General features: G+C 44.2%; 15 protein-coding genes. 7 read left to right on the top strand and 8 right to left on the bottom strand.

Annotated features, from left to right (window positions below; all coding sequences use genetic code 11):
• Positions 1-390: 390 nt before the first annotated feature.
• From ACED41_RS05945 to ACED41_RS05920, 6 genes are all read right to left on the bottom strand, one after another.
• Positions 391-2,139: a polysaccharide lyase family 7 protein gene (locus tag ACED41_RS05945; protein ID WP_371724642.1), complete on the bottom strand. Its 1,749-nt coding sequence runs from the start codon at positions 2,137-2,139 to the stop codon at positions 391-393.
• A gap of 237 nt (positions 2,140-2,376) precedes the next feature.
• Positions 2,377-4,248: a methyl-accepting chemotaxis protein gene (locus tag ACED41_RS05940; RefSeq protein ID WP_102320524.1), complete on the bottom strand. Its 1,872-nt coding sequence runs from the start codon at positions 4,246-4,248 to the stop codon at positions 2,377-2,379.
• Between the two features lie 1,036 nt (positions 4,249-5,284).
• Entirely contained in the window at positions 5,285-6,166 is an 882-nt protein-coding gene (locus ACED41_RS05935; RefSeq protein ID WP_004733521.1) for an NAD(P)-dependent oxidoreductase, read from the bottom strand.
• A 541-nt stretch (positions 6,167-6,707) separates the two neighbouring features.
• A complete protein-coding gene (locus ACED41_RS05930; protein ID WP_017061476.1) occupies positions 6,708-8,786 on the bottom strand; it encodes a DUF4962 domain-containing protein in 2,079 nt (692 codons plus the stop codon).
• Between the two features lie 220 nt (positions 8,787-9,006).
• Positions 9,007-10,785 carry a transporter gene (locus ACED41_RS05925; protein ID WP_017061477.1) on the bottom strand — a complete coding sequence of 593 codons (1,779 nt, stop codon included), beginning with the start codon at positions 10,783-10,785 and terminating at the stop codon, positions 9,007-9,009.
• Positions 10,786-11,509: 724 nt separating this feature from the next.
• On the bottom strand, positions 11,510-12,229 hold the full coding sequence (locus tag ACED41_RS05920; protein WP_371724641.1) for a FadR/GntR family transcriptional regulator: 720 nt from the start codon (positions 12,227-12,229) through the stop codon (positions 11,510-11,512).
• A 267-nt stretch (positions 12,230-12,496) separates the two neighbouring features.
• Between ACED41_RS05920 and phnD the strand changes: the two genes are divergently transcribed.
• The 4 genes from phnD to phnE (ACED41_RS05900) all read left to right on the top strand — a co-directional run bounded on the left by phnD (position 12,497) and on the right by phnE (ACED41_RS05900) (position 16,107).
• Entirely contained in the window at positions 12,497-13,453 is a 957-nt protein-coding gene (gene phnD, locus ACED41_RS05915) for a phosphate/phosphite/phosphonate ABC transporter substrate-binding protein (RefSeq protein WP_048607068.1), read from the top strand.
• Positions 13,454-13,596: 143 nt separating this feature from the next.
• Positions 13,597-14,415 carry a phosphonate ABC transporter ATP-binding protein gene (phnC, locus tag ACED41_RS05910; RefSeq protein WP_102320520.1) on the top strand — a complete coding sequence of 273 codons (819 nt, stop codon included), beginning with the start codon at positions 13,597-13,599 and terminating at the stop codon, positions 14,413-14,415.
• On the top strand, positions 14,412-15,266 hold the full coding sequence (phnE, locus tag ACED41_RS05905) for a phosphonate ABC transporter, permease protein PhnE (protein ID WP_240698126.1): 855 nt from the start codon (positions 14,412-14,414) through the stop codon (positions 15,264-15,266). Before phnC ends, phnE (ACED41_RS05905) begins: the two co-directional genes overlap by 4 nt.
• A gap of 10 nt (positions 15,267-15,276) precedes the next feature.
• On the top strand, positions 15,277-16,107 hold the full coding sequence (gene phnE, locus ACED41_RS05900) for a phosphonate ABC transporter, permease protein PhnE (RefSeq protein WP_371724640.1): 831 nt from the start codon (positions 15,277-15,279) through the stop codon (positions 16,105-16,107).
• Between the two features lie 277 nt (positions 16,108-16,384).
• Here phnE (ACED41_RS05900) and ACED41_RS05895 read toward each other — a convergent pair whose 3' ends face one another.
• Both ACED41_RS05895 and ACED41_RS05890 read right to left on the bottom strand, forming a co-directional pair.
• The gene (locus ACED41_RS05895; RefSeq protein WP_371724639.1) at positions 16,385-18,538 is read right to left on the bottom strand and encodes a heparinase II/III family protein; all 2,154 of its coding nucleotides are present in this window, start codon (positions 18,536-18,538) and stop codon (positions 16,385-16,387) included.
• Positions 18,539-18,540: 2 nt separating this feature from the next.
• Positions 18,541-20,739 carry a heparinase II/III family protein gene (locus tag ACED41_RS05890; protein ID WP_017067324.1) on the bottom strand — a complete coding sequence of 733 codons (2,199 nt, stop codon included), beginning with the start codon at positions 20,737-20,739 and terminating at the stop codon, positions 18,541-18,543.
• Positions 20,740-21,072: 333 nt separating this feature from the next.
• On the opposite strand from ACED41_RS05890, the gene ACED41_RS05885 reads away from it, so the two are divergent.
• The 3 genes from ACED41_RS05885 (at position 21,073) to ACED41_RS05875 (ending at position 23,075) form a co-directional block, all read left to right on the top strand.
• Entirely contained in the window at positions 21,073-21,408 is a 336-nt protein-coding gene (locus ACED41_RS05885; RefSeq protein ID WP_009846518.1) for a cupin domain-containing protein, read from the top strand.
• Between the two features lie 34 nt (positions 21,409-21,442).
• The gene (locus ACED41_RS05880; protein WP_017061485.1) at positions 21,443-22,375 is read left to right on the top strand and encodes a sugar kinase; all 933 of its coding nucleotides are present in this window, start codon (positions 21,443-21,445) and stop codon (positions 22,373-22,375) included.
• A gap of 73 nt (positions 22,376-22,448) precedes the next feature.
• A complete protein-coding gene (locus tag ACED41_RS05875) occupies positions 22,449-23,075 on the top strand; it encodes a bifunctional 4-hydroxy-2-oxoglutarate aldolase/2-dehydro-3-deoxy-phosphogluconate aldolase (protein ID WP_017069898.1) in 627 nt (208 codons plus the stop codon).
• Positions 23,076-23,448: the final 373 nt, after the last annotated feature.

Raw genomic sequence — 23,448 nt, 5'->3', positions numbered from 1 at the left:
GTTCGTAAGTGAAAGATAAATTGGCAAACACGAGCTATAAGGCGTTTTCTCTCTCAGTATTTGCGATAACACAAAAATATTACGTAATCTTATAATACAAATAAAACACTTCGTTGAATAAATGAGACTGGGAACACTTTTCGCTTTTTCCATACTTTAACTGGATCACACTTCCTATTGATAAAAGACAACATATGAAAATTTAGAATGCGAAATGGGCTATCAAGGGCGAAAAATCCGAGCGGTAATGGTGAGAATGTGCATCACTCGAGCAGAGCATTTATCGTTCAGAACATCTCATTTAACAGTGTCGCAGCAGTTAAAAAAAGACCACATTGTTAGGAATCAATATGGTCTTTAAAGCAGTCATTGTTGTTACTCAAACGTTAGCTAATTCAAATAGTGTTCAGCTCTAAGAGAACTAAAGCTCACATCAAACACTTCACCCGCATAGTCGCTATCAGGCTTAAATTGTGGATAGATGCCTGCTTTGAAATAGAAAGCGATGTCTGTCGATGTCCAATCTGATGTTAACGAAACCGTGTCCCCATCTTTATCTGTGTAATCTTGTCCCCAAGGGATTAAATGAAAAACGGTGTTGGTTCCATCTAAATCATGAGTCGCCAAGTAGATACCGTCTTGATTGGCACGAATCGTATATCGCCACTCTTCACTTGCCGAATAAGTCCCTAACTCGACACTGAACGGGTCACAATGATTACAGTCTTGGTTGTTGCGCTCAAAATCAGAGTTCAGTATCACTCTTACTGGCTTACTCTCGCCTTCCCATAACAGTTTCACCAATGCTTGATTGATCTTCCAACCATGGATTTGTCCAAGTACCACTTTTGGATCTTGATTGTTGATGTTCGGGTAATCTTCAATTCGCAAGCTTGCGGTTAACTCGTGACTGGTAGCGTTCGTTCTAGTGTCGTCCAAATACCAACTTGTATCTTCATCGCTGGTGCTACAATCCGGTTGAACACTGCTTTGATACAACTCCCTGAGCTCAGAGCGAATATAGCTAGAGTTTTGGGTAGAGGTGCCGTATCCCATATCCGCTCTAAAGTGCATTCTTCCTTCATCAGTATTGAAGTAAGAAAGATCAATATCACTGTCGTACACATCGCTGTCATTTGAAAGAAGATCTTTACTCGATTCACAACGTTCTGGTTCTAACTCAGCAGCACTGTCACCACCGCTTCCATACCAATCATTCTTACTCGGTGGAATAGTCAGCTTCCAATCATTAATGTCCCAATCGTTTGATCCATCGATTTGAGTCGTGGTGTATCTCAACGCCTGATAGTAAGCAATCGCTTCACCATTCTCAAATTGGTTATAGATACCCGCTTTGAAGTAGCTCAATAAATGCTGCCAGTAAGCGATGTCTTGATTCACTTTTACTTCATCATTCACTTTGAGCGACAGTGTGTTCTCATAAACAGAAAGATCAAATTTGGTAAAACTGTCCAATTCCGCCTCACCTAAATCGTAGCGATTGTATGACGTGGCATAACAATCCGAAGAGTCAGCAGCGCTGCTACAATCAATGGCATTGTTTTTCATGACTGCCCAGTAGTGACCTGTGAGGCCATCTCGTTCTTGCTCCCAAACCACACGCAATAGCGGATGAGGGATATAACCCGTACCACTCTCATCAGTCCCCTTATTGTGTATCTGCAGCAACGTCACTTCATCATGATCAGCGGGAGAACTCGCCATGGCATGCTCAATATCAGGCAAACTTATTTCCGCATACAGACTGCGCCTTACGCCCGCTTCGTTGATATCGAAGTTTTCTCCCTCACGAACTTCAGAGCGCATCTTGTAGTTCGTCATTTTGAAGATAAGATTTTCCGTCTCTTCATCAGCATAAAAATAATCACTGACATAACCATCGAAGTTACCATCTTTGACTTCAGAGGTTTTATTGCCCTCCTCTCCATTAGGATCAGAGACCTGAAGATCTGAGCTGGAAAGGATGTTTTGATACTTGGTAATATCATAGGGAGCAACAACACCAGCGGGCATTCCTGGGTTATTGGTATCGGAAGGATCACTGCTGTCACTGGAGCTGCTTCCACCGCAGCCATACGTAAGCGAAGCGAGTACTACGACGAAGATTGGCTTATTCACATTTATCTCACTTATCCATAAGAATAGAGTGACAATGTATATTTGTACTATTTTATGTCAATTATATATTTATCAGAATGTGAGATGCGGCAAATGAAGTGGGATGAATGAGTATTGCGTAGAGTTAGACTCAAGAAAAACGCAGAAAGGCCACTCTAAACTCGCAAGCTATTGAGTGGCTCTCAGATTAACAACTAAACTTAGTATGTTGATTTTTAAATATAAATATTAGAAAAGTTAAACCTTAAAGCTGCTCATCAAGTCACTAACGCTGCCGTTAAGTGTTTTGATTTCTGCTGATTCAATCAACTGATCTTGGCTTAGCTTATTAAGCTCCTCAACAAAGCTTTCAATCTTATGCATGTTCTTAGCAATGCTCTGAATAAGGGCGTTCTGCTCAACAGACGAACCCGAAATATCGTTATTAAAACGACTTACCGTTTCCATCTGTTCCGTTAGCTTGGCCAACATATTTACCGCTTGAACCACTTGGGCACGCGTCATTTCACAGTTACTTTTGGTCAACTCAATCGATTTAACCAAACCATCTGATTTAGACTGCAAGCCAGACAGCGCTTCATCAATTTCAGAAGTACTGATTTGAGTTCGGTTGGCTAACGCACGGACTTCATCAGCAACCACCGCGAAACCTCGGCCATGCTCACCCGCTCTCGCCGCTTCAATTGACGCATTCAATGCCAGCAAATTAGTTTGTTCCGCAATTCCTCCAATCACAGACACGATAGACTGGATGCTCTGCGTTTCATTCGCCATTGAGCGAATATCATCAGAGGTGGTGCAGACTTGCTTCTCAAGATCACTGATATAGGTTTCCGTCACGGTGTTAATTTGTTTCGTCTCATCACTGAACACAGCGGCCTCTCTTGCTGCTTCTGCCGCCGACTGAGAACTCTTCTCGACTTCGTTTGATGCTTCAGATAAGCCGTTAATTGCAGAGACCACTTGAACCGTTTCATCAGTGTGAACTTTCAGTACATCGCTGGTTTCTTTACAACCTTCACGAATACTCAGTACCTTAGTATCGAGATCCGAGTTCTTAAATTTGACGTCCTTAACCATCTCTTGCAGACCAATGATGAACAAGTTGATGTCTTTGGCGATATGCCCTAAGTCATCATTCCCCTTCTCAACAAGCCTTTGAGTCAGGTCTCCGTTACCTTGAGATAGATCGTGGACGATTTTTCTCAGTGACACGATTGGGCGGTAGAAGCGATTCAGCAGTAAAATCATCAATATCACCGAGCCAAGCACACATGCCACGATAAGGATACGCGCACTCGACATCACGCCATTCAACTGATTGAGCGCGAGTTCAGGATCGATACTAGATATCATGTACCATTCTTTCTGGCTGCCAATATCCACTTTCTTGGCCATCAAAATTCTCTGGTTGCCATCAATCACACCCTCAATGAATTGGTCAGGCTGTTCAATGGCACTATTGAGTCTCATCTGAGTATCTGCAGAAGATATATTGCTTTGCGGAAGTACGTTTTCGACTGTTGAAGCGACCACCATCCCTTTCTCGTCGATAATAATGCCTTTGGCTTCGTAGATACTGTCCAGCTGTTTAAGCTGAGTTTCCAAATCATCAAATCGAATGTCTGCCATGATGACGCGATCTTGATAGGTGTAAGTCACACCAATCATAGGTACTTGAGTACTCTTGGTGAAAAACAGATCACTAAAAGATAAACCTGATTTCAATTTCGCTTGTTGATACCAAGGACGAGTCGTTGGGTTGTATTTTTCTTTGATTCCAACACCGTTTGGGAAAGACTCTGAAGGACGAGAAGTGTAAGAACGACCATCATCAAAACCCACTACAATCTTGTCAATACCACCGAGCTTAGCGGCAAAATGCATCAGCGCTTCGTTTGGTACTTGGTATGGGGATTTCATGAACTCTTGTGCAACGGAATTGACCGTATCGATGGTGCGCTGGACGGTGCTTTCAATCTGATTAATTTCTATCGTTAACGAGTGATCAATCTCGTTATAAATCGTTTGGTTTACTTGATCAGTCGCCAAGTTAAGCGTGAACCAGTTCGTAAATGCCAAGGCACTGGAACTGACGATCGCCACCATTAAAATCAATTTTCCTTTAAACCCTAGAGACAATTTTGAATTCATAAAACTCATAATCCATATCAACCTATGTCTATTATTTTTATCCGAATGAAATGGTCATTTTTTAGATATTCGAAGATACGGGAAGCAAAACTTGTTCATGCCGTTCCATCGTCACAACCATCAATTTAATTAATATTGTATGCTTAATTGACCGATCATTCTGTGAGCAATCTTGACATATTAAAACTGGCTAAAATAGCCCTGTGACATAGTTATCATTTATGCGTTTTGACTTTCATCTCATTGAATAAAATCACTATAAATTTGTAAAACGTCCAATTTCATAGTGAAAAGTCATATTTCTGTCGATAATTATCATCACCAGATTTTACTGTCCCACGCTACCTAATAGTATGCAAAAATGAGTCTTAACTCACACTTCTACCAACTAACCATTCACTCAAGGCATTCAATCTTAAAATTTATTTGTAATACAATAAGCCTTAAGTTATGGTGTATTTGAATCATAACTTAAGTTCTTTCTGGATGCTTTTGTTCAGTTCAAAGTGATAATTGAAGCAGCCGCTTTAAGGTCATTGAACTCGTTTAACGTAGAAACTGTCGGGGGATCTCGTTATTCGTTTTTTCACTTTCTATTGATCATTTGTTTTTCCAGACGGCTCGTCCGAACATGCCCATACAGTCACCAGCTGTGTGGGTTTTTTTTACTTTCTTTTCAGACCCGATATACGAGCGGTGTTAAGCCATCGCCAACAATCAGTTAAGTGCACTGGTTTAAGCTTGCGAGGAAAAGTGAGTGAGTTGGTGCTAGAAGGCTTTGAATTTACAAATAGATATAGATATAGAAACAAAAATAGGAATTGAGGCAGTAACAAAGTTGAACAGAGTTTTGAGTAGGTGTAGCTGAGGAAGTAGAAGTAGAAGAGTTTAACGAGGGAACAAAGGGTTGGGTATGGCAGATAAAAACGAACCTCGCTGAGGTATCGCCGCCTAAAAAGACAGGCAATACCCTAGCGAGGTCGTACGTCGATTACTTCTCTAGTTTAGCGAAGTAGTCGAAGATTACTGGTACGTCGTTGTTACCCATTCCTGCGTCAACAGCAGCTTGTAGGCTAGTTGCAGTACCTTGAGCAATTAGAGACTCAGTACCTAGCTCTTCACAAAGAGCAAGGAAGTAACCAAGATCTTTGTTAGCGTTAGCAACAGAGAAACCTAGCTTCTCTTCGCCGTCTACTGCGTAGAACTTACAGAATTGCATGAATGGTGAGTTAGATGGACCTGCAGACATGATGTCAAACAGTTGTTGGCCATCAACACCAGCGCGTTGAGCAACAGCGAAAGCTTGAGACATAGTCGCAACAGTCGTCATACCCATGAAGTTGTTTACAAGCTTAGTAACGTGACCAGAACCTAGAGCACCTAGGTGGAATACGTTTTCGCCTTGCTCTTCAAGAACAGGTTTAACTTTGTTGAAAGTTTCCATGTCGCCAGCAGCCATGATGTTCAGAAGACCATCTTTAGCGTGTGCAGGAGTACGGCCTAGAGGTGCGTCGATCATGCCCGCGCCTTTTTCAGCTAGAGCTGCGCCGATTTTCTTAGTAGAAGCAGGGATAGAAGTACCGAAGTCTACTAATACTGCGCCTTCTTTGATGCCAGCTAGAACGCCGTCTTCGCCGTAAACGATTTTTTCAACAACAGCTGAAGTTGTAAGACAAAACTGAACGATGTCACTTGCAGCAGCTAGTTCTTTAGCAGAAGTGAATGCAGTCGCATTGCCGCGATCTGTAACGCGAGCAACAGCTTCAGCGCTTAGATCCATTACGTTTACGTGGTAGCCGCGCTTTTGTAGGTTTTCAACCATGTTGCCGCCCATAAGACCTAGGCCAATGAAACCGATTACAGGTTTAGTCATGTTCAAACTCCAAATATAGTATTGTATGATTATATGGTCATTATAATAACGACGTCTTTTCCGTTACGCAATAGTTTTAGGGTAATCCTTCAATGCTTAGACGCAAGTTGTGACGGGGATTCACTTTACGAGAAAATATGGTCACGCTTTGTACTTACAAGAGCGATATCCCAATCAAAAAATAACCTATTGATGAAATAATGCACTCTAAATGTCATACGATTAATGAGAATAAGCCACTCCAATAACGATTATTAACCTGCCGTCCCTTTTTTCAGACAAGATTAAGGCTGCCCACTGTCAGTAGTTGACAAATTATTGGAAGACAGTCACTGCCCTAGCCTTAGTAAGGTTTACTGAACACGGGTTTTAAACCAAGTTTTGTCGCCACTTACTAAGCCTGGCACTCTTGCTACTTAGCCTCTAACTAACCAACGCAACCTCTTCCCACCTCGTAGGCTACTGCCTGTTCTGTGCAAACAAAAAAACTCCGAGCTTTCACTCGGAGTTTTTAGTATCTAGCTTCTGTTGCTTCAGCGAATTACAGTTCGATTGAAACCGTTTCACCATCAACATTTAGCATTAGCGTGTTGCCTTCAAGCTTGTGAGACACTTCAACTTGCTCGCCTTCGTTCTTATTAGGAACAAGAAGCGTAAGGATGTTGTGCTCTTTTGATGGCTTGAATTCCACTTCAACGTGACGGTGGATTTCAAGATCTTTGAACTCGTATGGGTCAACTTCGCCAAAACCTTCAACGTTCTTAACTGACGTGATGTTATCAGCAGACTCGTTGATGAAGTTTACGTCTAGGTGCGCAACTTCGCCACGGATAGTGAAAGACTTGTCTGCCACGTCGTTTGCGAAAGTTGTGTGCATTAGCCAAGTCATGTCTTTCTCTTCAGAAAGCGTTGCCTTGTCTTGCATTACGAATACTTTACCTTGAACAAACCAGACCTTACGCTTGTAAGATTCAATTTCAGGAACGAAGTACTTGTAAGATGCCGTTGCATCACCCTCAACCATCTTCACATCAGATTCAGTGTCGAAATCAGAGATGTTGCCGCCCGCTTCGATACAGAAGCGATCTTGGTGGTTTTCGTAGCCCGTGTTCTTGTTCTCGCCGTACTGACCTTTACCGCCAAATAGTGGAAGGTTCTTAGAGAACGTTTGACGACGCCATTTAGTGTGCATATCAACACCGAAACCACCGTAGTAGCCAGTGATTGACGCTAGCGTTTCACCGAATGCATGCAACGTGAATGCGTTTTGGTCACCGTGAGAGTGGCTGATTGAGCCAAACGGAGAACATTTGAATACCATGTGAATATGGTTATCACGCTCAGTCATCTTGTTGTGGAATGCAGCCCAACCCGTGATTGGGAATACTTTCAACAGTGGGTCATTCGATGGTGCTTTCTCTTCAGGTGCATCCCAAAGGAAGTTAAAGCGAAGATCATCGTAACCGAAGTCCCACCAACCGAAGTTGTAGAATTTGGTGTGTGCTTCAGTATCACGGCCTTTCAGTTGGTTGTAGTACCAAACATACTCAGGCTTCTGGTTAACACCTGCGTAATGCTTGATGTTGTAAGCCAGTTTTAGACCTGGGAAATCACCGATTGAAGACTGGTCACAGAAGCTCGCGCGCTTAGAGTGAACAGGCATGCAGTAAAGCGGGAAATCACCTGTGTTTTCGTAGAATGTTTTGTTGAACATGTCTACGCCACAGTATGCTTTCAATAGGTCGAATGCTTCGCCTAGGAATGCAGTTTGCGTGTTCCAGTAGTCAGGACCTTCAGCCCAACCGCCGTCTACACCGCCCCATGGTGGGTAGTGTACTGCGTAGTATTCTAGTGCGTATGCAATGTACTCGCCTGCTTTCGGGTGATCGTGGTAAAGCGCGATACACGTTGGGATGATAGCAGAAGAGATAGAACGAACACCGTGGCTGTTCAGTGGGTTGTTCAATAGATCAACCGTCACTTTCAGGTGGTGCATGATTTCGTCTAGACGCTCAATCAAAGCATCTTGAACTTGCTGACGTTCTTCATCTGTGAAGTAGCCGTGTAGCCAGTCGTAACCCCAAGCCATAGCCGCGATAACACGGAAAGCCGCTTCATCGTTATAGCCACGAGAAGTCACGCCTTCTGGATCGTACGTAGACAGTTTTAGAGTCCAAGCTTTTGCTTTAGCAATTAGCGCTTCGTCTTCTTTCACAACACCAGCAATTGCTAGGTTACGTGTCGCGTTTAGTGCCATTTGGCAATCAACGTACATTTGACGCCAGTAAGGACGCCATAGAGAAGCTTTGCCTACCGTGTCAGCTGGGTACGCTTGAGGCTCTTCGAAAGGAGCAGTCTCAAGGAACTTAACTGTCGAGTTATTGTAGAAATCATCAAACATGCAGTGAGCTTCATCAGCTTTCACTTTCGCTTTGAATTCTTCTAACTGATCTGCTTGAACAAGAAGACGTGGACGTGCTTCGCTCAAGTTGTCTAGGAATGATAGGTCGAAGTCACGTTTCTGTACTTCGATAGGGAGTAGGTCTACAAGATTACCTGCTGAAGTATCATTCTCCAGCTTCATCTTCCTGATTGCATCAAGAGATTTTTGGTCGCTCATTCTAACTCACTTATTTTTCAAGTTGATTGAAAGGAATTAGCAATAATATACGTCTTATTGTAGGACAATTAAATCTATTTCGGTTCGATTGAACCATTTTGTACAGTTTTCGTGATTTAGGTCAGATATCTTCCACCTGACCGTTTTTCCGTTTCGCAGAGCAAAAAAAATGCGACGCCCTTTCGAGTCGTCGCATTCTATTATAATCGTTTTCTATGTATTAGCTTTCAGTTACTGCTTTCGCTTGCTTGCCGCCGTCATCGACCGCTTTAACCAATAGCACACCAACACCACCAACAATCACACCACAAAGTATGAAGACTAGACGTCCCCACATTGGGTTAGTGAGTAGAGCCATTAGCATGATACCGACACCCGCAACCGCAATCAGTTTACCAAGCATTTCACGCTGTTTGTTATCCAGTACTTTCTGTTCTGCTGACTCCGCAACTAATGGAGTAGACAGGTTACCGAAGAACTTATCAACGTCTGCTTGACGCTTCTCAGTTAATGGCTTGTAGAACAGAGTTGATAGGATGAAGAAACCACCTGTCAGCGTAATGTGAGCAATCAGACCGATAGCAACCTTAACATCAGACCATTCACGGCTTGTTAGCTCTTCTAGACCGAAGATTGAAGACACCATTTCAGCGTTAACAACGAAACCCACGTAGTAAGAAACAAAACCACCAACCACTAGCGTACCCCAACCAGCCCAGTCCGGAGTCTTCTTAATAAAGAAGCCAAGGAATGCAGGAATTGTCATTGGGAAGCCGATCAGTGCGCCTACATACATCATGGTATCGAACAGGCTCAAACCTTTAAGCGAGTTGATGAACTGTGCAATAAGGATGATAGCAATACCAAACACGGCAGAAGTAATCTTAGAAACCGTTACTAGTTCTTTTTCGCTAGCCGTACCTTTACGAACGATTGGTTCATAGAAGTTCTTAACAAAGATACCCGAGTTACGGTTTAGACCAGAATCCATTGAAGACATTGTCGCTGCAAACATCGCCGCAACTAGAAGGCCAACCATACCTGCTGGCATGTACTCTTGTACGAAGTATAGGTAGGCAAAGTCACCCGCTTTCTTACCTGCTTCTGGGTAAGCTGCTGCTAGGTCGACACCTTGACCTGCAATGTACCAAGAAGGCATGAACCAGATAAATACACCACAAAGCATTAGCACACACGCTAGTAGCGCTGCTTTCTTCGCGTTCTTTGAGTCTTTAGCCGCTAGGTAACGGTAAGAGTTAAGCATGTTGTTAGTAATAGAGAACTGCTTCACGAAGATGAAGAATGCCCAAATGCTGAAGATGCTTAAGTAGTTAATGTTGTTACCAGAAAGGAAAGAACCGCCTTCCGCTACAGGGAAGTTATTCACGATTTCACCAACACCGCCACCTTGAACAACAGCAACAACAGCACATGTCACGGTTACTGCCATGATGATAACCATCTGCATAAAGTCAGATGCAATTACCGCCCATGAACCACCCGTTACAGACATTGCCAATACAACCAAACCGGTAATCCAGATAGTTGCTGTCATGTCGAAACCGAAGATACCAGAAGCGATGATTGCTAGTGCGTTTAACCATACACCGGCAGAAACAACACTGTTTGGCATTGAAGACCAAGTGAACACTTGTTCGTTAGTCGCACCGAAACGCATACGAATTGCTTCGATTACCGTTACTACACGTAGTTGACGGAACTTTGGAGCAAAATATGCGAAGTTCATGAAGTAACCAAATGCGTTGGCTACGAAGATGACCGCTACTGCAAAACCATCGTTATACGCTTTACCTGCCGCACCGGTGAATGTCCATGCACTAAACTGGGTCATAAAGGCGGTTGCACCAACCATCCACCACAACATGTTACCGCCCCCGCGGAAGTAGTCACTGGTGGTACTTGTAAATGTTCTAAACATCCAACCTATCGCAATCAAGAATAGGAAATAAATGCCGACAATAATCGTGTTGAGTTCCATCGTGTATCCTTTGTCCGTTGTATTTTGTTACGAGGACTATAGGAAATCTCAAACTTTATTTGTAGTACAATAATCCAAATAAGTGATGGCGATCTTATTTTGATTGATTAAGTTAATTATATATATGACATAGGATGGAATATGGCCAATCCATCAAGGCAATTACTGGTGTTTGAGGTAAAAACTCAAAAAACAAGGCCAAAGAACATCACACCCATTAAAATCAAAGGCTTATGATAAAGTGAGACTTTGCACACTTATTAACAAATACAACCAAACACATATAAATATAAAATCCTCAAAAATAATAAAAGCCAAATCAGAGCTAAATCACCCTCATTTATCACACAATAAACCAGCGTTTTTTATCTATTGAGAGTGGATAATTTCATTAGAATTCTACTTAAATTAATCAATATAGAAGAGGCATATCCAGTTCAAACGATGGTAGATTCAAAATATACAAAAATGAAAAATCATGGATGACGCATAATTATTTGGGGGTCGAGAGTGTCTAAAACGAATATCGAGCGTAATATTATTTTTATTATGATGGTAAAGAGAACGACCGCTAGGCGTATACAAGAAGGAACTGGCTTAAGAAGGAGTTAAGCGAGGATGAACCAAAACAGTGCCACACATGGTGCAACACGCTTTCTAAAAACAAAAAAGCATGCACTTGGCATACCTTTTTGATTGGTTCAAATGAAGTTGAAAACCGTGTTTAGCTTGCAGTGGCTAAACGGTGGTTAGCGTCTTGCAAGTGAGCCGCTGACATTGTACGAGCTTTTTCACTGTCGCCAGCCATAATCGCTTCATAGATTCTACGGTGTTCATTGATACATGTGCTGCCCTCTTCAGAAGAGTGCACGATGAAGTTAACGAACATGGTAGTCAGAATATTGCCGAATGGCAGGTAGAAATCGTTACCTGTCGCATTAAAGATCAAGCTATGGAAACGAATATCGATGTCTGTCCAACTTTCTTGGTCAAATACTTCAGCAGCATCCACTTCTACCATCTTCTGGAAGATCTCTGAAAGCTCGATACGTTGCTCAGCAGTCGCAAATTTTGCAGCTAATGCACACGCTTCAGGTTCAATCGCACGGCGAAGGCCTAAAAACTGAGAACAGAATTGGTCTATGTCGGTTAGACCATCCATCCATTCAATCAGTTGAGGATCAAGAAAGTTCCAGTATGCGCGATCCACTACACGAGTACCGATTTTCGGGCGGGACTCTAACAGGCCTTTAGAAGTCAGTAGTTTAACTGCTTCACGAAGTGCCGTACGGCTGATACCAAACTGTTCACACAGCGCCATTTCACCAGGAATAATAGAACCTTGTGGCAGTTCACCAGACAAGATTCCACGAGCGATTTCACGCGCTACTTGCACGTGCAGGCTGCGCTTCGAGCCCGAGATTGAATTAAAAGTGCTAACCATAAGTTCACTTATTTTATATGTTATGTTTATGTATTATTTAAGGATCACTATAACAGGATTTCAACCTAGCGCCAATTGAGTAAATTAGCAACGAGTCGCGTTCTATTAATTTACTCAATGAATCAAACACTTATAAAGCATCTAACTCCACACAGCTAGAAACATTATGTTACACCATTCATAAATCCGTCATCAAAACGCATCGGTTCTGTCATCCTCGATTTCTATACTCCCTTCCCAAAAACATCACTCAATTGGGCTGACATAATGAAACCGACAAAAACAAATCTCACGCTTAAGAGCGCTATTACTGCTGCGCTGATTTTTTCTGGTTCTGCATTAGCAATGGATACACGATACGAAGATCGCTCTGGCAACTTGGTTGCTGATGTTCCTCAAGATGAATCACAATGGGTTGACCCAAACACGCTAATTTTTGCTTATACGCCAGTTGAAGATCCTGCAGTATACGCTGATGTGTGGAGCGAGTTTTTGAGCCACCTTGAAAAAACAACGGAAAAGACGGTTCGTTTCTTCCCTGTTCAAAATAACGCTGCTCAAATTGAAGCAATGCGTTCAGGTCGCCTACATATCGCAGGTTTCAACACAGGTTCTACACCACTGGCGGTTAACTGTGCAGGCTTTGCCCCATTCACAATGATGGCTGCAGAAGATGGCTCTTTCGGTTACGAAATGGAAATCATCACTTACCCTGGTTCTGGCATTGAGAAAGTGGAAGACCTAAAAGATAAGAACCTAGCGTTCACATCACAAACGTCTAACTCTGGCTTCAAAGCACCTTCTGCGATTTTGGACGCTGAATACCAACTTCAACCTGACCGAGATTTCAAACCAGCATTCTCTGGCGCACACGACAACTCTATTTTGGGTGTGGCGCACAAAGATTACGATGCTGCAGCAGTTGCTAACTCAGTATTGAACCGCATGCTTTCACGCGATGTTGTGAAAGAAGACCAAATCAAGAGCATCTACAAATCTCAAACCTTCCCGACTACCGCTTACGGCACAGCGCACAACCTGACGCCAGAGCTGCAAGAGAAGATTCAAAAAGCGTTCTTCACTTTCGATTGGGAAGGCACAAAGCTTCAAGAAGAATTCGAACGTAACGGCGAAGCGCAGTTCGTTCCTATTACTTACAAAGAGCACTGGGAAGTGATCCGCACGATCGATACGGCAAACAAAGTCTCTTACACGTGTAGCTAAGTTCAACCGAACTAAAAAGCCAATCACACACCGATAAAACTAACTGCAGGTGTAATCGCCTGCAGTTACTCACCACTCTCAGCGGTTTGCTTCCGATTTCTGCCTCAGGCGAACTGTTAGTACACCGTCCTTATAGGAATTCTATGTCTACTCTTACCCTTAAAGGGCTTACCAAGCACTACTCCAGTTCTGATAAAGCCCTTACCAACGTTAGCTTGTCGGTCAATGCCGGTGAAGTGGTTGGTTTAATTGGTCCATCTGGTGCGGGTAAATCAACGCTTATCCGTTGTATTAATCGGCTCACCGAACCCACCAGCGGCGAAGTGATCTTTTCCAATACCAATCTAGAAACGCTGTCTAAGCGACAACTGAGACAATCACGCCGTGAAATCGGGATGATTTTCCAAGAGTACGCGCTGATTGAGCGTTTGACGGTGATGGAAAACGTACTTTCAGGACGTTTGGGTTACGTGAATTTCTGGCAAAGCTTTACTCGCCGTTTCCCTGAATCGGATATCCAAGCCGCTTATGCGCTACTCGACCGTGTTGGATTGTTAGAACACGCCAATAAAAGGGCCGATGCTCTGTCGGGTGGTCAGCGTCAACGTGTTGGTATTGCACGTGCACTTGCTCAGAAACCGAAATTACTGTTGATTGATGAACCAACGGCCGCACTTGATCCACGTACAGCGCGCCAAATCATGCGACTGATCAGTGAGATTTGTTCAGAGCAACAGCTCCCTGCCATCATCAATATTCACGATGTTCAATTAGCAAAGCAGTTTGTTGACCGTGTTGTCGGCTTAAATGCAGGTTGTGTCGTATTTGATGACAAACCAAACCTGCTCACTGAATATGTTTTAACGCAAATCTACGGTGAAGAAGACTGGAGTCAACAAGCAGAAGAAGAGGCCGATGACCTCATCATCACAAGTCCTCGCTTGTCTGAGGCAACAATATGACTCAACCATATCCAAATCAAGTTCAGCAGCATTTAAAGTCAGGAAAACAGAATTCCAAACAATACCCGACACAGTGGACAAAGCCGCCACTGATTTCTAGCCCATGGTTACGCTGGAGCTTAATCATCATTGTCGCGGTTTACTTGTACCTTGCGACTCAATCGGTACACGTCAACTGGACTCGAATTTACGAAGGCAGCGAACGCGGCTGGCAGTTCATTTTGGCTTTCATGAACCCAGATTTTGGTGGCCGATGGAACAACATCTCACAAGGTTTGATTGAGAGTTTAACCATGACCCTGACATCAACCGTGGCGGGTGTCCTTCTTTCAATCCCATTCGGATTAGGCGCAGCCAAAAACCTTGCCCCTACTCCCGTTTATCTATTCTGCCGTGCGTTTATTTCGATCGCTCGTAGCTTACAAGAGATCATCGTTGCGATTCTGTGTGTGGCTCTGTTTGGCTTTGGTACGTTTGCGGGTTTTGTCACGCTGACCTTCGCAACCATCGGCTTTCTCGCGAAATTGTTTGCCGATGAAATTGAAGCCATCGACCCAGCACCACTCACCGCAATGCGCGCAACTGGCGCAAGTTGGTTACAACAGGTGAACTATGCGATTCAAGCGCAGGTAATGCCACGCTTTATCGGGCTTTCGATGTACCGACTCGACATCAACTTCCGAGAGTCAGCGGTAATTGGCATTGTTGGCGCAGGGGGTATCGGTGCTACATTGAACACCGCAATGGACCGTTACGAATACAGCGCAGCGGCCGCTATTCTATTGATTATTATTGTGATTGTGATGTTGTGTGAATACCTATCGACCATTATCCGCAAGCATGTGCAGTAAGGAACGACCAATGAGCACGCTAAATGACACCTCTACAAGCGCCATGAATCGTACCCAATGGCAGCGTTACGACAGTAAACAGAGCCTTATGCTTTGGCTTGGCTGGCTTTGCTTTGTTGCGCTAACGGTTTTTGCATGGCAAGTCATGAACAAGGACACGATTTGGTACTTTGTGACTGACTCACCGAATCAACTTGCTGATATTTCGTCACGTATGTGGCCACCAAGATGGAGCTACTTAGAGTCACTTTGGAGCCCTTTGTGGGACACCATTAACATCGCAACAATTGGCACACTGTTAGGAATCGTACTGGCATTTCCAGTTGCATTCTTAGCCGCACGCAACACAACGCCAAGCACAACGTTTATCAGGCCTATCGCACTGTTCATCATTGCGGCAAGTCGTTCAATCAACTCATTAATTTGGGCACTCCTGTTAGTGGCTATCATCGGCCCAGGGTTACTGGCCGGTATTATCGCGATTGCGCTACGCTCGATTGGCTTCGTGGCGAAGTTAATGTACGAAGCGATTGAAGAAGTAAACGTCACGCAGATGCCAGCGATTGAATCGACGGGGGCATCTCCACTGCAAGTCTTGAACTACGGCATTCTTCCGCAAGTAATGCCAAGTTTCATCGGCACGAGCTTGTTCCGTTGGGACATCAATATTCGAGAGTCTACCGTCTTAGGTTTGGTGGGCGCTGGCGGTATCGGCTTAAAACTGCAAGAATCGATGGCAATGCTGGCATGGCCTCAAGTGACTGTGATTTTCTGTGCGATTCTAGTGACGGTCATCTTCTCCGAATGGGTGGCAGCCAAAGCAAGAAAAGCCCTTATCTAAATACTAAAACAACGTCAAATAGACGGTTATTTAGGATCAAAGCCTACTCAGTGAGTAGGCTTTCGTTTGTTGCAACGTTCTATTCTGTTTCCTACACGCATAAAAAAACCGAGCAACTCGCAATGAGTTACTCGGTTTGACTTATTCCCGATGTATTCAGTCGTTGTTGGTATCAACGAACGATTTTGCAATCACGACTGAATTCAATGTGACGCTTCGTTCCCGCAAAGCACCACATCAGCACACACCATCGTTAAACGGTATGTGTGTTGATCATTTACAGTTGAGCAAATGACCCTTCCCACGAGTATGTCTCACCCGCGAACTCAACAGTGTGAGTTGCTTGCTGCGTGTCTTCAGCTTGGTTTGAGATACCGTAGTGGTAAGTGTTGCCAGAAGTAGTCTGAATGCGAACAACAGTCCCGACACTGTTATGGCCCACAACAGATACTGATTTAACTAGACCACGAGCGCCTACAGAGGCTTCGATAGACTCGTTAAAGTAACCATGCGTTTCTAGTACAGAAGCAAACACGTGGTTTTGACCAGACTGACGTAAGATGAACGCAGGCTCACTCTTAAGGTTGAAGTCTGGATCGTTAGCACCAGTGCGAGCAAAAATCACTTCGCTGCCCGCATTCGCGCTGGTTACTAGGCTGTAGTAGCTGCTGTCATGTAGCCAGCTTACTAGAGAACCTTCTTCGTTCACTTTGCCTGAAGCCACGTTCCATAGATGTTGGTAACCGTTGTCTTCACCTAATGGCTTAAGCGTTGTTTCCATGTTGTAATCGAAGTCAGTGCGAATGATTTGACCCGAGTGGTGAACTGGTAAGTCGTACTGGTGCTCAGCGTCAGCTTCGATGCGGTACACATCAATTACTAGCGGTTTTTCGAACTCAGGTAGTTCAGCAAGAATCACGCTGCGTTGCATGTCTACGCCAGTGTAGTACTCAGAAATTGTGCCGCTCATACCTTGTAGCGACTGGTCGTCTGCTACGAAGAAGTGCTTCTGACCAAACTTAGACTCAGCCAATGCTGTGTTGAAGTTGTTCTGCGTTTTCTGATCAACCGTTACTGTGTTGTGAGCAACCGTCTGCTTACAGTAAGACTTGTTCTCCGGGATGTAACGACCGCCAAACTTAGGCTCAACGTTTACCCAACGACCGAAGCCGTAATCGTGCAGCACTTCGTGGCCACGGTTGAATACGCTTAGGTGCAAGCCATCGTAGTGACCATGGTCTAGCGCAGAATGGTACTGGTGGTCTGAACCGTGCTGACCAAACCAGATCAACGCCATTGTGTCGTCGTCTTGCACATCACGGTGACGAAGGATGCTTACGCCGCCTTTTTCGCCTTCAGGCCCGTCTGTTACAAACAGGCTACCCCAGTTGAATGGTTTGATGTCGTCTGCTGCATCAACCGCGTCAGACAGTGTTTTACCAGAAGCATGAACCCAAACATTTTTTTGGTGATCAGCCATACCAAGCAGAGTTTCAGTCTGCTCGTAACGGTGGTAACACACAGACGTCGCCATGATAACCCCTTCATCGTTGATAGAAATCGTCTTCGATGAATCGTTCAGAGCAGGCAATGTGCCGTCTGGGAATGCAGTTTTGAATACTGAGTAAGACGTTGTCTTGATCACTGAATCGTTAAATTCGTAAATACCGATTTCTGGCTGACGACGTTCAATCGCTTCTGCGAACAGGTAGATTGGACGCAGAGAGAAACGGTGATAGTAAGGACCTTCCATGTAGTAGCCGTCTGGCGAGAACAGTTGGTCAAGTTGCGCTAGGAAACCGCCGCTTACTTTGTCCAATTTCAGGCCGTAAAGTGCTTTATCTACAGACTCTTGATCGTTGATCGCGTAACCACAGATACCTACCGCCGCCACTGCCCATAAGCCGTGGTTGTGTACGATATCGAAGTCGTGTGCGTAAGTCACAACGAACATTTCGATCATTTGCTTAAGAAGATCGTCTTCGATCAGACGTTTTTGCTCTTCAGAGATCGTGTGGTAAATACAGCTGTACGCACAAGAAGCGTAAAGCATCCACATGTTCTCGTTCAACGTTTGGTGGAACAACTTACCCGGAGGGTTAGAGTCACGGCTTACGTTGCTTTCAAGCGTTGGGTATACCGTCGCGTACGCAGTTAACATATCAACGATGTAGTCACGGTATTTTGTTTCCTCAGTGATAAGGAACAAACGGCCGGCTAGATCCATGTGGATGTAGTTTTGCTTGTGACGGTTATGTTCGTAACCGCCGCCTTCACCGTGACCTGGAACTTCAATGCCAACTTCAACCATGTAAGCGTCAGTTTGTTTAATATCGCGAGTCAGTGCGTTACCTAAAAGGCTATCCTTGCCAAGTTCTTTACGAAGCTCTGCTGCTTCATCAAAGTTAAGTAAAAGTGGTTGATAGCTCATTATTATTTCCCCTGCTCTGCTGTGCTTGCTAATTCTGGGTTTAAAATTATTTCTACTGAGTAGAAGCCTGTCCAGCTGTATACTTTGCCGTTCAGTTCTACTTTGTGTTCAGTGCTGTCAGTCGCGCCAAGTTGGTTGCTGATCATCACTGTCACGTTTGATTTCTCTGTCGTAATTTCTACTACTGAACCGATATTGGTGTGAGCCACTACTTTGATGTCTTTCACAACACCGCGAGCATTGACTGATTGCTCGAATTCTTCGTTGAAGTAACCGTGCGTTTCAACAACAGAAGCAAACAGTGTTGTTTCGCCTTTGCTGCGTAGAATGAATGCAGGCTCTGAACGTAGGTTGAAGCTTGGGTCGTTAGCGCCAGTGCGAGTAAAGATCACTTCAGCATTGTCGTTAGACGTTGCACCTAGCCAAGTGTAGTACGTGTTGTTTTGTAGCCAGCTTACCAGTGCTGTGCCCTTCACTTCACCGCTTGCCACGTTCCATAGGTGTTGGTAACCGAAGTCTTCACCTAGCGTGTTCAGCTCTTTGTTTGCTTGGTATTCAAAGTTAGTGCGAACAATCTGACCTTGATATTGGTGTGAGTAGTCGTACTGATGCTCACCTTCACCGCCTTTCTCAGAATCTAAACGGTAAAGATCTAATAGTAGCGGAGATTCTAATTCTTCAAGGTTTAGCATGAACACGCTGCGTTGCATGTCAAAACCTTCGTAATGATCGTTAGCAAATGCGCTCATGCCATTGATTTGCTCGTCTTCTACTTTGAAGAAGTGCGGCAAGCCGTGTACTGCATCTGCACGTTCAACGTCAAAGTTGTTCTGACATTTTTCATCAATCGTTACTGCGTTATGTGCAATTGTTTGACGAGCGTAAGATTTGTTTTCGTCTAGGTAACGGCCGCCGAATTTAGGCTCAACGTTCACCCAACGACAGAAGCCGTATTCACGCAGTACTTCTTGACCACGGTTGAAGAAAGAAATACCCAGCGTATCAAAGTTACCGTGACCCATGCCGTGTTGGCCGTAGTTCATCACTAACTGAGAAACGTCGCCTTTCTTATCCTGCATACGGATAAAGCCTTGCGCGCCGTTGTGACCTTGAGGGCCTTCGTTCAATTCAACACTTGGCCAGAAAGGCATGCCGATTTCTTGCTCAGCAGACGCCGCTTCATAAGCTTTAGATAGCTCAAGACCACATGGGTGCATCCAAACTGCGTCTTGAATCTTCGCCATACCAAGAATGTTTTGGTCAACGCCGTTTTCAGATGAGTAATGTTTGCTGTAAACGCTCACTGCAACCTGAACACCCATGTCTGTAATACCCATTGTGCGAGATGCATCGTTCAGAGCTGGGAATTCGCCGTTCGGGTAAGCCGTCGCAAGCATCGCTTGTACTGTGTTACCAATCACGCCGCCTTTGTAGTTGTAGATATCCACTTCAGGCATATGACGGTGAATCACTTCAGCGAACACACACGTTGGACGAATCGCATAACGGTGGTAGTAAGGACCTTCCATGTAGTAGCCAGACGGTGCAAACAGCTGAGAAACTTGCGCTAGGAAGCCGCCAGTGTCGTTACGGTCAATGCCGTACACCGACATTTCAAGGTACTCACGCTTGCCAAGAGCAAGACCACAAATACCGACAGCCGCTACTGCCCAAATACCGTGATTGTGAATTCGGTCGAAGTCGTGTGCGTATTTAACCGTGAACATTTCTAACATTGGTTCAAAAATGCGAGACTCAATATTGTCGCGTTGTTCTTGTGTCAGGGTTGAAGCAACACAAGAGTAAGCTAAGCTTGAGAACATTAACCAGCAGTGTTCGTTCAGGATTTGGTGGAACAAACGACCTGTAGGGTTAGTGTTTTTCTGTACGTGGTAATCAAACGTTAGGTATTTATCTGCGTACTCTTCTAGTAATTCTGTCACAAAGTCAGCGTACTTTTGCTCTTTAGTGATCAAGAACATGCGACCAGCTAGATTCATGTACGTGTAATTTTGCTTATGGCGGTTATGTTCGTAACCCCCAGCTTCACCATGACCTGGGACATCAATAGGTAAACGCATGAATGCTTCTAGATCTTTCGCGTTCGCTGCAATGGTTTTGCCCATTAAGCTAGAACGGCCCACTTCAAGATGAAGCTGCTCGATTTCTGCTTCAGTCAACAATACTGGTTTAGTCGTCATATTCTTTGTCACCCTCAATAAAGAGTTTATCTGCTTAAACTTTGATTAAATTTTCAAACTCCATATAAAGTAATACAATATGAGCTTTAATTATACCTATTCGTCGCTAAATGATGAGTAGAGTCACATAATTAGCCATAAGTCATTGATGTAGCTGGCTAATGGTAAATATTAGCCATTTATTAAGTTGTTGATTTATTTACGCTATATAAAGTATCGCTTGATCAATATCACACAAATTTAGATATATTGTATTACAATTAGGCTCATTCCCTTATGATGGATGCAAGTTAAGTAACACTTAAAAGATTTAAACAGATTAGGAGATACACAATGAACTCTTTCTTTATCCTAGATGAAAACCCATGGGAAGAACTTGGTGGCGGCATTAAGCGTAAAATCGTTGCTTACACTGACGATCTAATGGCAGTACACCTATGTTTTGATAAGGGCGCGATTGGCCACCCTCATACTCACGAAATCCATGACCAAATCGGTTACGTAGTTCGTGGTAGCTTCGAAGCTGAGATTGAAGGCGAAAAGAAAGTCCTTAAAGAAGGCGATGCTTACTTCGCTCGTAAACACATGATGCACGGTGCAGTTGCACTAGAGCAAGACAGCATCCTTCTTGATATCTTCAACCCTGCGCGTGAAGATTTCCTAAAATAATAAACAGCGCAACCTCAGTTGCTAAGGTAAGCATATGAAATCATTAAACATCGCGGTCATTGGCGAGTGCATGGTTGAGCTACAAAAGAAACAAGACGGGCTTAAGCAAAGTTTCGGTGGCGATACACTAAATACTGCACTTTACTTGTCTCGCTTAACAAAAGAGCAAGATATCAACACGAGCTACGTAACAGCGCTAGGCACTGACCCATTCAGTACCGACATGTTAGAAAAGTGGCAAGCGGAAGGTATCGACACTAGCTTAATTGCTCAGCTTGATCACAAACAACCAGGGCTTTACTACATCGAGACCGATGAAACTGGTGAACGCAGTTTCCACTACTGGCGTAATGATGCTGCAGCAAAATTCATGTTTGACCAGGAAGACACACCTGCTCTACTTGACAAGTTATTCTCTTTTGATGCGGTTTACCTAAGCGGTATTACGCTTGCTATCTTGACAGAGAATGGACGCACGCAGCTATTCAACTTCTTAGACAAATTTAAAGCGCAAGGCGGCCAAGTATTCTTCGACAATAACTTCCGTCCAAAACTTTGGGAAAGTCAACAAGAAGCGATTTCTTGGTACTTGAAGATGCTTAAGTACACTGACACGGCTCTACTGACGTTCGATGACGAGCAAGAGTTGTACGGCGACGAAAGCATTGAACAGTGTATTGCACGTACGTCTGAATCTGGTGTGAAAGAGATCATCATTAAACGTGGTGCTAAAGACTGCCTAGTAGTTGAAAGCCAAAGCGCTCAGTACGTTGCTCCAAACCCAGTAGACAACATTGTTGATACTACAGCGGCTGGCGACTCGTTCAGCGCGGGCTTCCTAGCTAAGCGCTTAAGCGGTGGCAATGCACGTGATGCAGCGTTAGCAGGTCATATTGTGGCAGGGACTGTGATTCAGCATCCAGGTGCTATCATTCCTCTAGAAGCGACGCCTGATCTGTCTCTATAATTACGCACTTTAACTATTAATCAAGGGTTTGCTTAGTTGAAAGCAAGCCCACATTTAACGTGAGAAAGAATTCATGACGACATTAAATGAACAACTAGCAAACCTAAAAGTAATTCCTGTAATCGCTATCAACCGTGCTGAAGACGCTATCCCTCTAGGTAAAGCACTTGTTGAAAACGGCATGCCATGTGCAGAAATCACGCTTCGTACAGAATGTGCAATCGAAGCGATTCGCATCATGCGTAAAGAATTCCCAGACATGCTAATTGGTTCAGGTACTGTACTGACTAACGAGCAAGTTGATGCATCTATCGAAGCTGGCGTTGATTTCATCGTAAGCCCAGGTTTCAACCCGCGCACTGTTCAATACTGTATCGATAAGGGTGTTGCAATCGTACCGGGTGTTAACAACCCAAGCCTAGTTGAGCAAGCAATGGAAATGGGCCTTCGCACGTTGAAGTTCTTCCCTGCTGAGCCTTCTGGCGGTACTGGCATGCTTAAAGCACTAACAGCGGTTTACCCTGTTAAATTTATGCCTACTGGTGGTGTAAGCTTGAAGAATGTAGATGAATACCTATCGATCCCTTCTGTACTTGCGTGTGGCGGTACTTGGATGGTTCCAACTAACCTTATCGACGAAGGTAAGTGGGACGAACTAGGCAAGCTAGTTCGTGACGCAGTTGATCACGTAAACGCTTAATCTATTTTAGATTGAGTGATGAAGCCTCACCTCGGTGGGGCTTTTTGTTATCTGTCATTTATTGCGCTGACTAACCGTAAACACGCTCAATCAACGTTCTGTTTCCCCTATACCCTATCGCCTTTCTCCCTATGGGCTCGTAAAGATCCGTGACTAAGACAGGCAAGAACGAGTAATGTAAGGCTTTCAATCTACGTCAGTATGCATCTAGCGAAGCGTTACTGGTGCCCCCTATCGCCTATCCAGTTTCTTATCCAGCCCCTTACCCAGCAATGGTCCTTTTCGATACGTCATCAAGCATCTCTCATGGCATGCACTGAAGACCACAATAGACAAAGTGAGCCGCAAAATGTGTCCCGTCGTCCAGTTTAAC

The sequence above is a fragment of the Vibrio sp. 1F255 genome (assembly GCF_041439145.1).
In the GTDB taxonomy this organism is placed as follows: domain Bacteria; phylum Pseudomonadota; class Gammaproteobacteria; order Enterobacterales; family Vibrionaceae; genus Vibrio; species Vibrio crassostreae_C.
The sequence above is the reverse complement of the archived record's forward strand: the minus strand, read 5'-3'. Positions and strand labels throughout refer to the sequence as shown.

Excerpts from the sequence above, each read along its gene's own strand:
- ACED41_RS05940 (WP_102320524.1), bottom strand. The coding sequence starts at position 4,248 with ATGGTGGCGATCGTCAGTTCCAGTGCCTTGGCATTTACGAACTGGTTC.
- ACED41_RS05935 (WP_004733521.1), bottom strand. The coding sequence starts at position 6,166 with ATGACTAAACCTGTAATCGGTTTCATTGGCCTAGGTCTTATGGGCGGC.
- ACED41_RS05930 (WP_017061476.1), bottom strand. The coding sequence starts at position 8,786 with ATGAGCGACCAAAAATCTCTTGATGCAATCAGGAAGATGAAGCTGGAG.
- ACED41_RS05925 (WP_017061477.1), bottom strand. The coding sequence starts at position 10,785 with ATGGAACTCAACACGATTATTGTCGGCATTTATTTCCTATTCTTGATT.
- ACED41_RS05920 (WP_371724641.1), bottom strand. The coding sequence starts at position 12,229 with ATGGTTAGCACTTTTAATTCAATCTCGGGCTCGAAGCGCAGCCTGCAC.
- phnD (WP_048607068.1), top strand. The coding sequence starts at position 12,497 with ATGAAACCGACAAAAACAAATCTCACGCTTAAGAGCGCTATTACTGCT.
- phnC (WP_102320520.1), top strand. The coding sequence starts at position 13,597 with ATGTCTACTCTTACCCTTAAAGGGCTTACCAAGCACTACTCCAGTTCT.
- phnE (WP_240698126.1), top strand. The coding sequence starts at position 14,412 with ATGACTCAACCATATCCAAATCAAGTTCAGCAGCATTTAAAGTCAGGA.
- phnE (WP_371724640.1), top strand. The coding sequence starts at position 15,277 with ATGAGCACGCTAAATGACACCTCTACAAGCGCCATGAATCGTACCCAA.
- ACED41_RS05895 (WP_371724639.1), bottom strand. The coding sequence starts at position 18,538 with ATGAGCTATCAACCACTTTTACTTAACTTTGATGAAGCAGCAGAGCTT.
- ACED41_RS05890 (WP_017067324.1), bottom strand. The coding sequence starts at position 20,739 with ATGACGACTAAACCAGTATTGTTGACTGAAGCAGAAATCGAGCAGCTT.
- ACED41_RS05885 (WP_009846518.1), top strand. The coding sequence starts at position 21,073 with ATGAACTCTTTCTTTATCCTAGATGAAAACCCATGGGAAGAACTTGGT.
- ACED41_RS05880 (WP_017061485.1), top strand. The coding sequence starts at position 21,443 with ATGAAATCATTAAACATCGCGGTCATTGGCGAGTGCATGGTTGAGCTA.
- ACED41_RS05875 (WP_017069898.1), top strand. The coding sequence starts at position 22,449 with ATGACGACATTAAATGAACAACTAGCAAACCTAAAAGTAATTCCTGTA.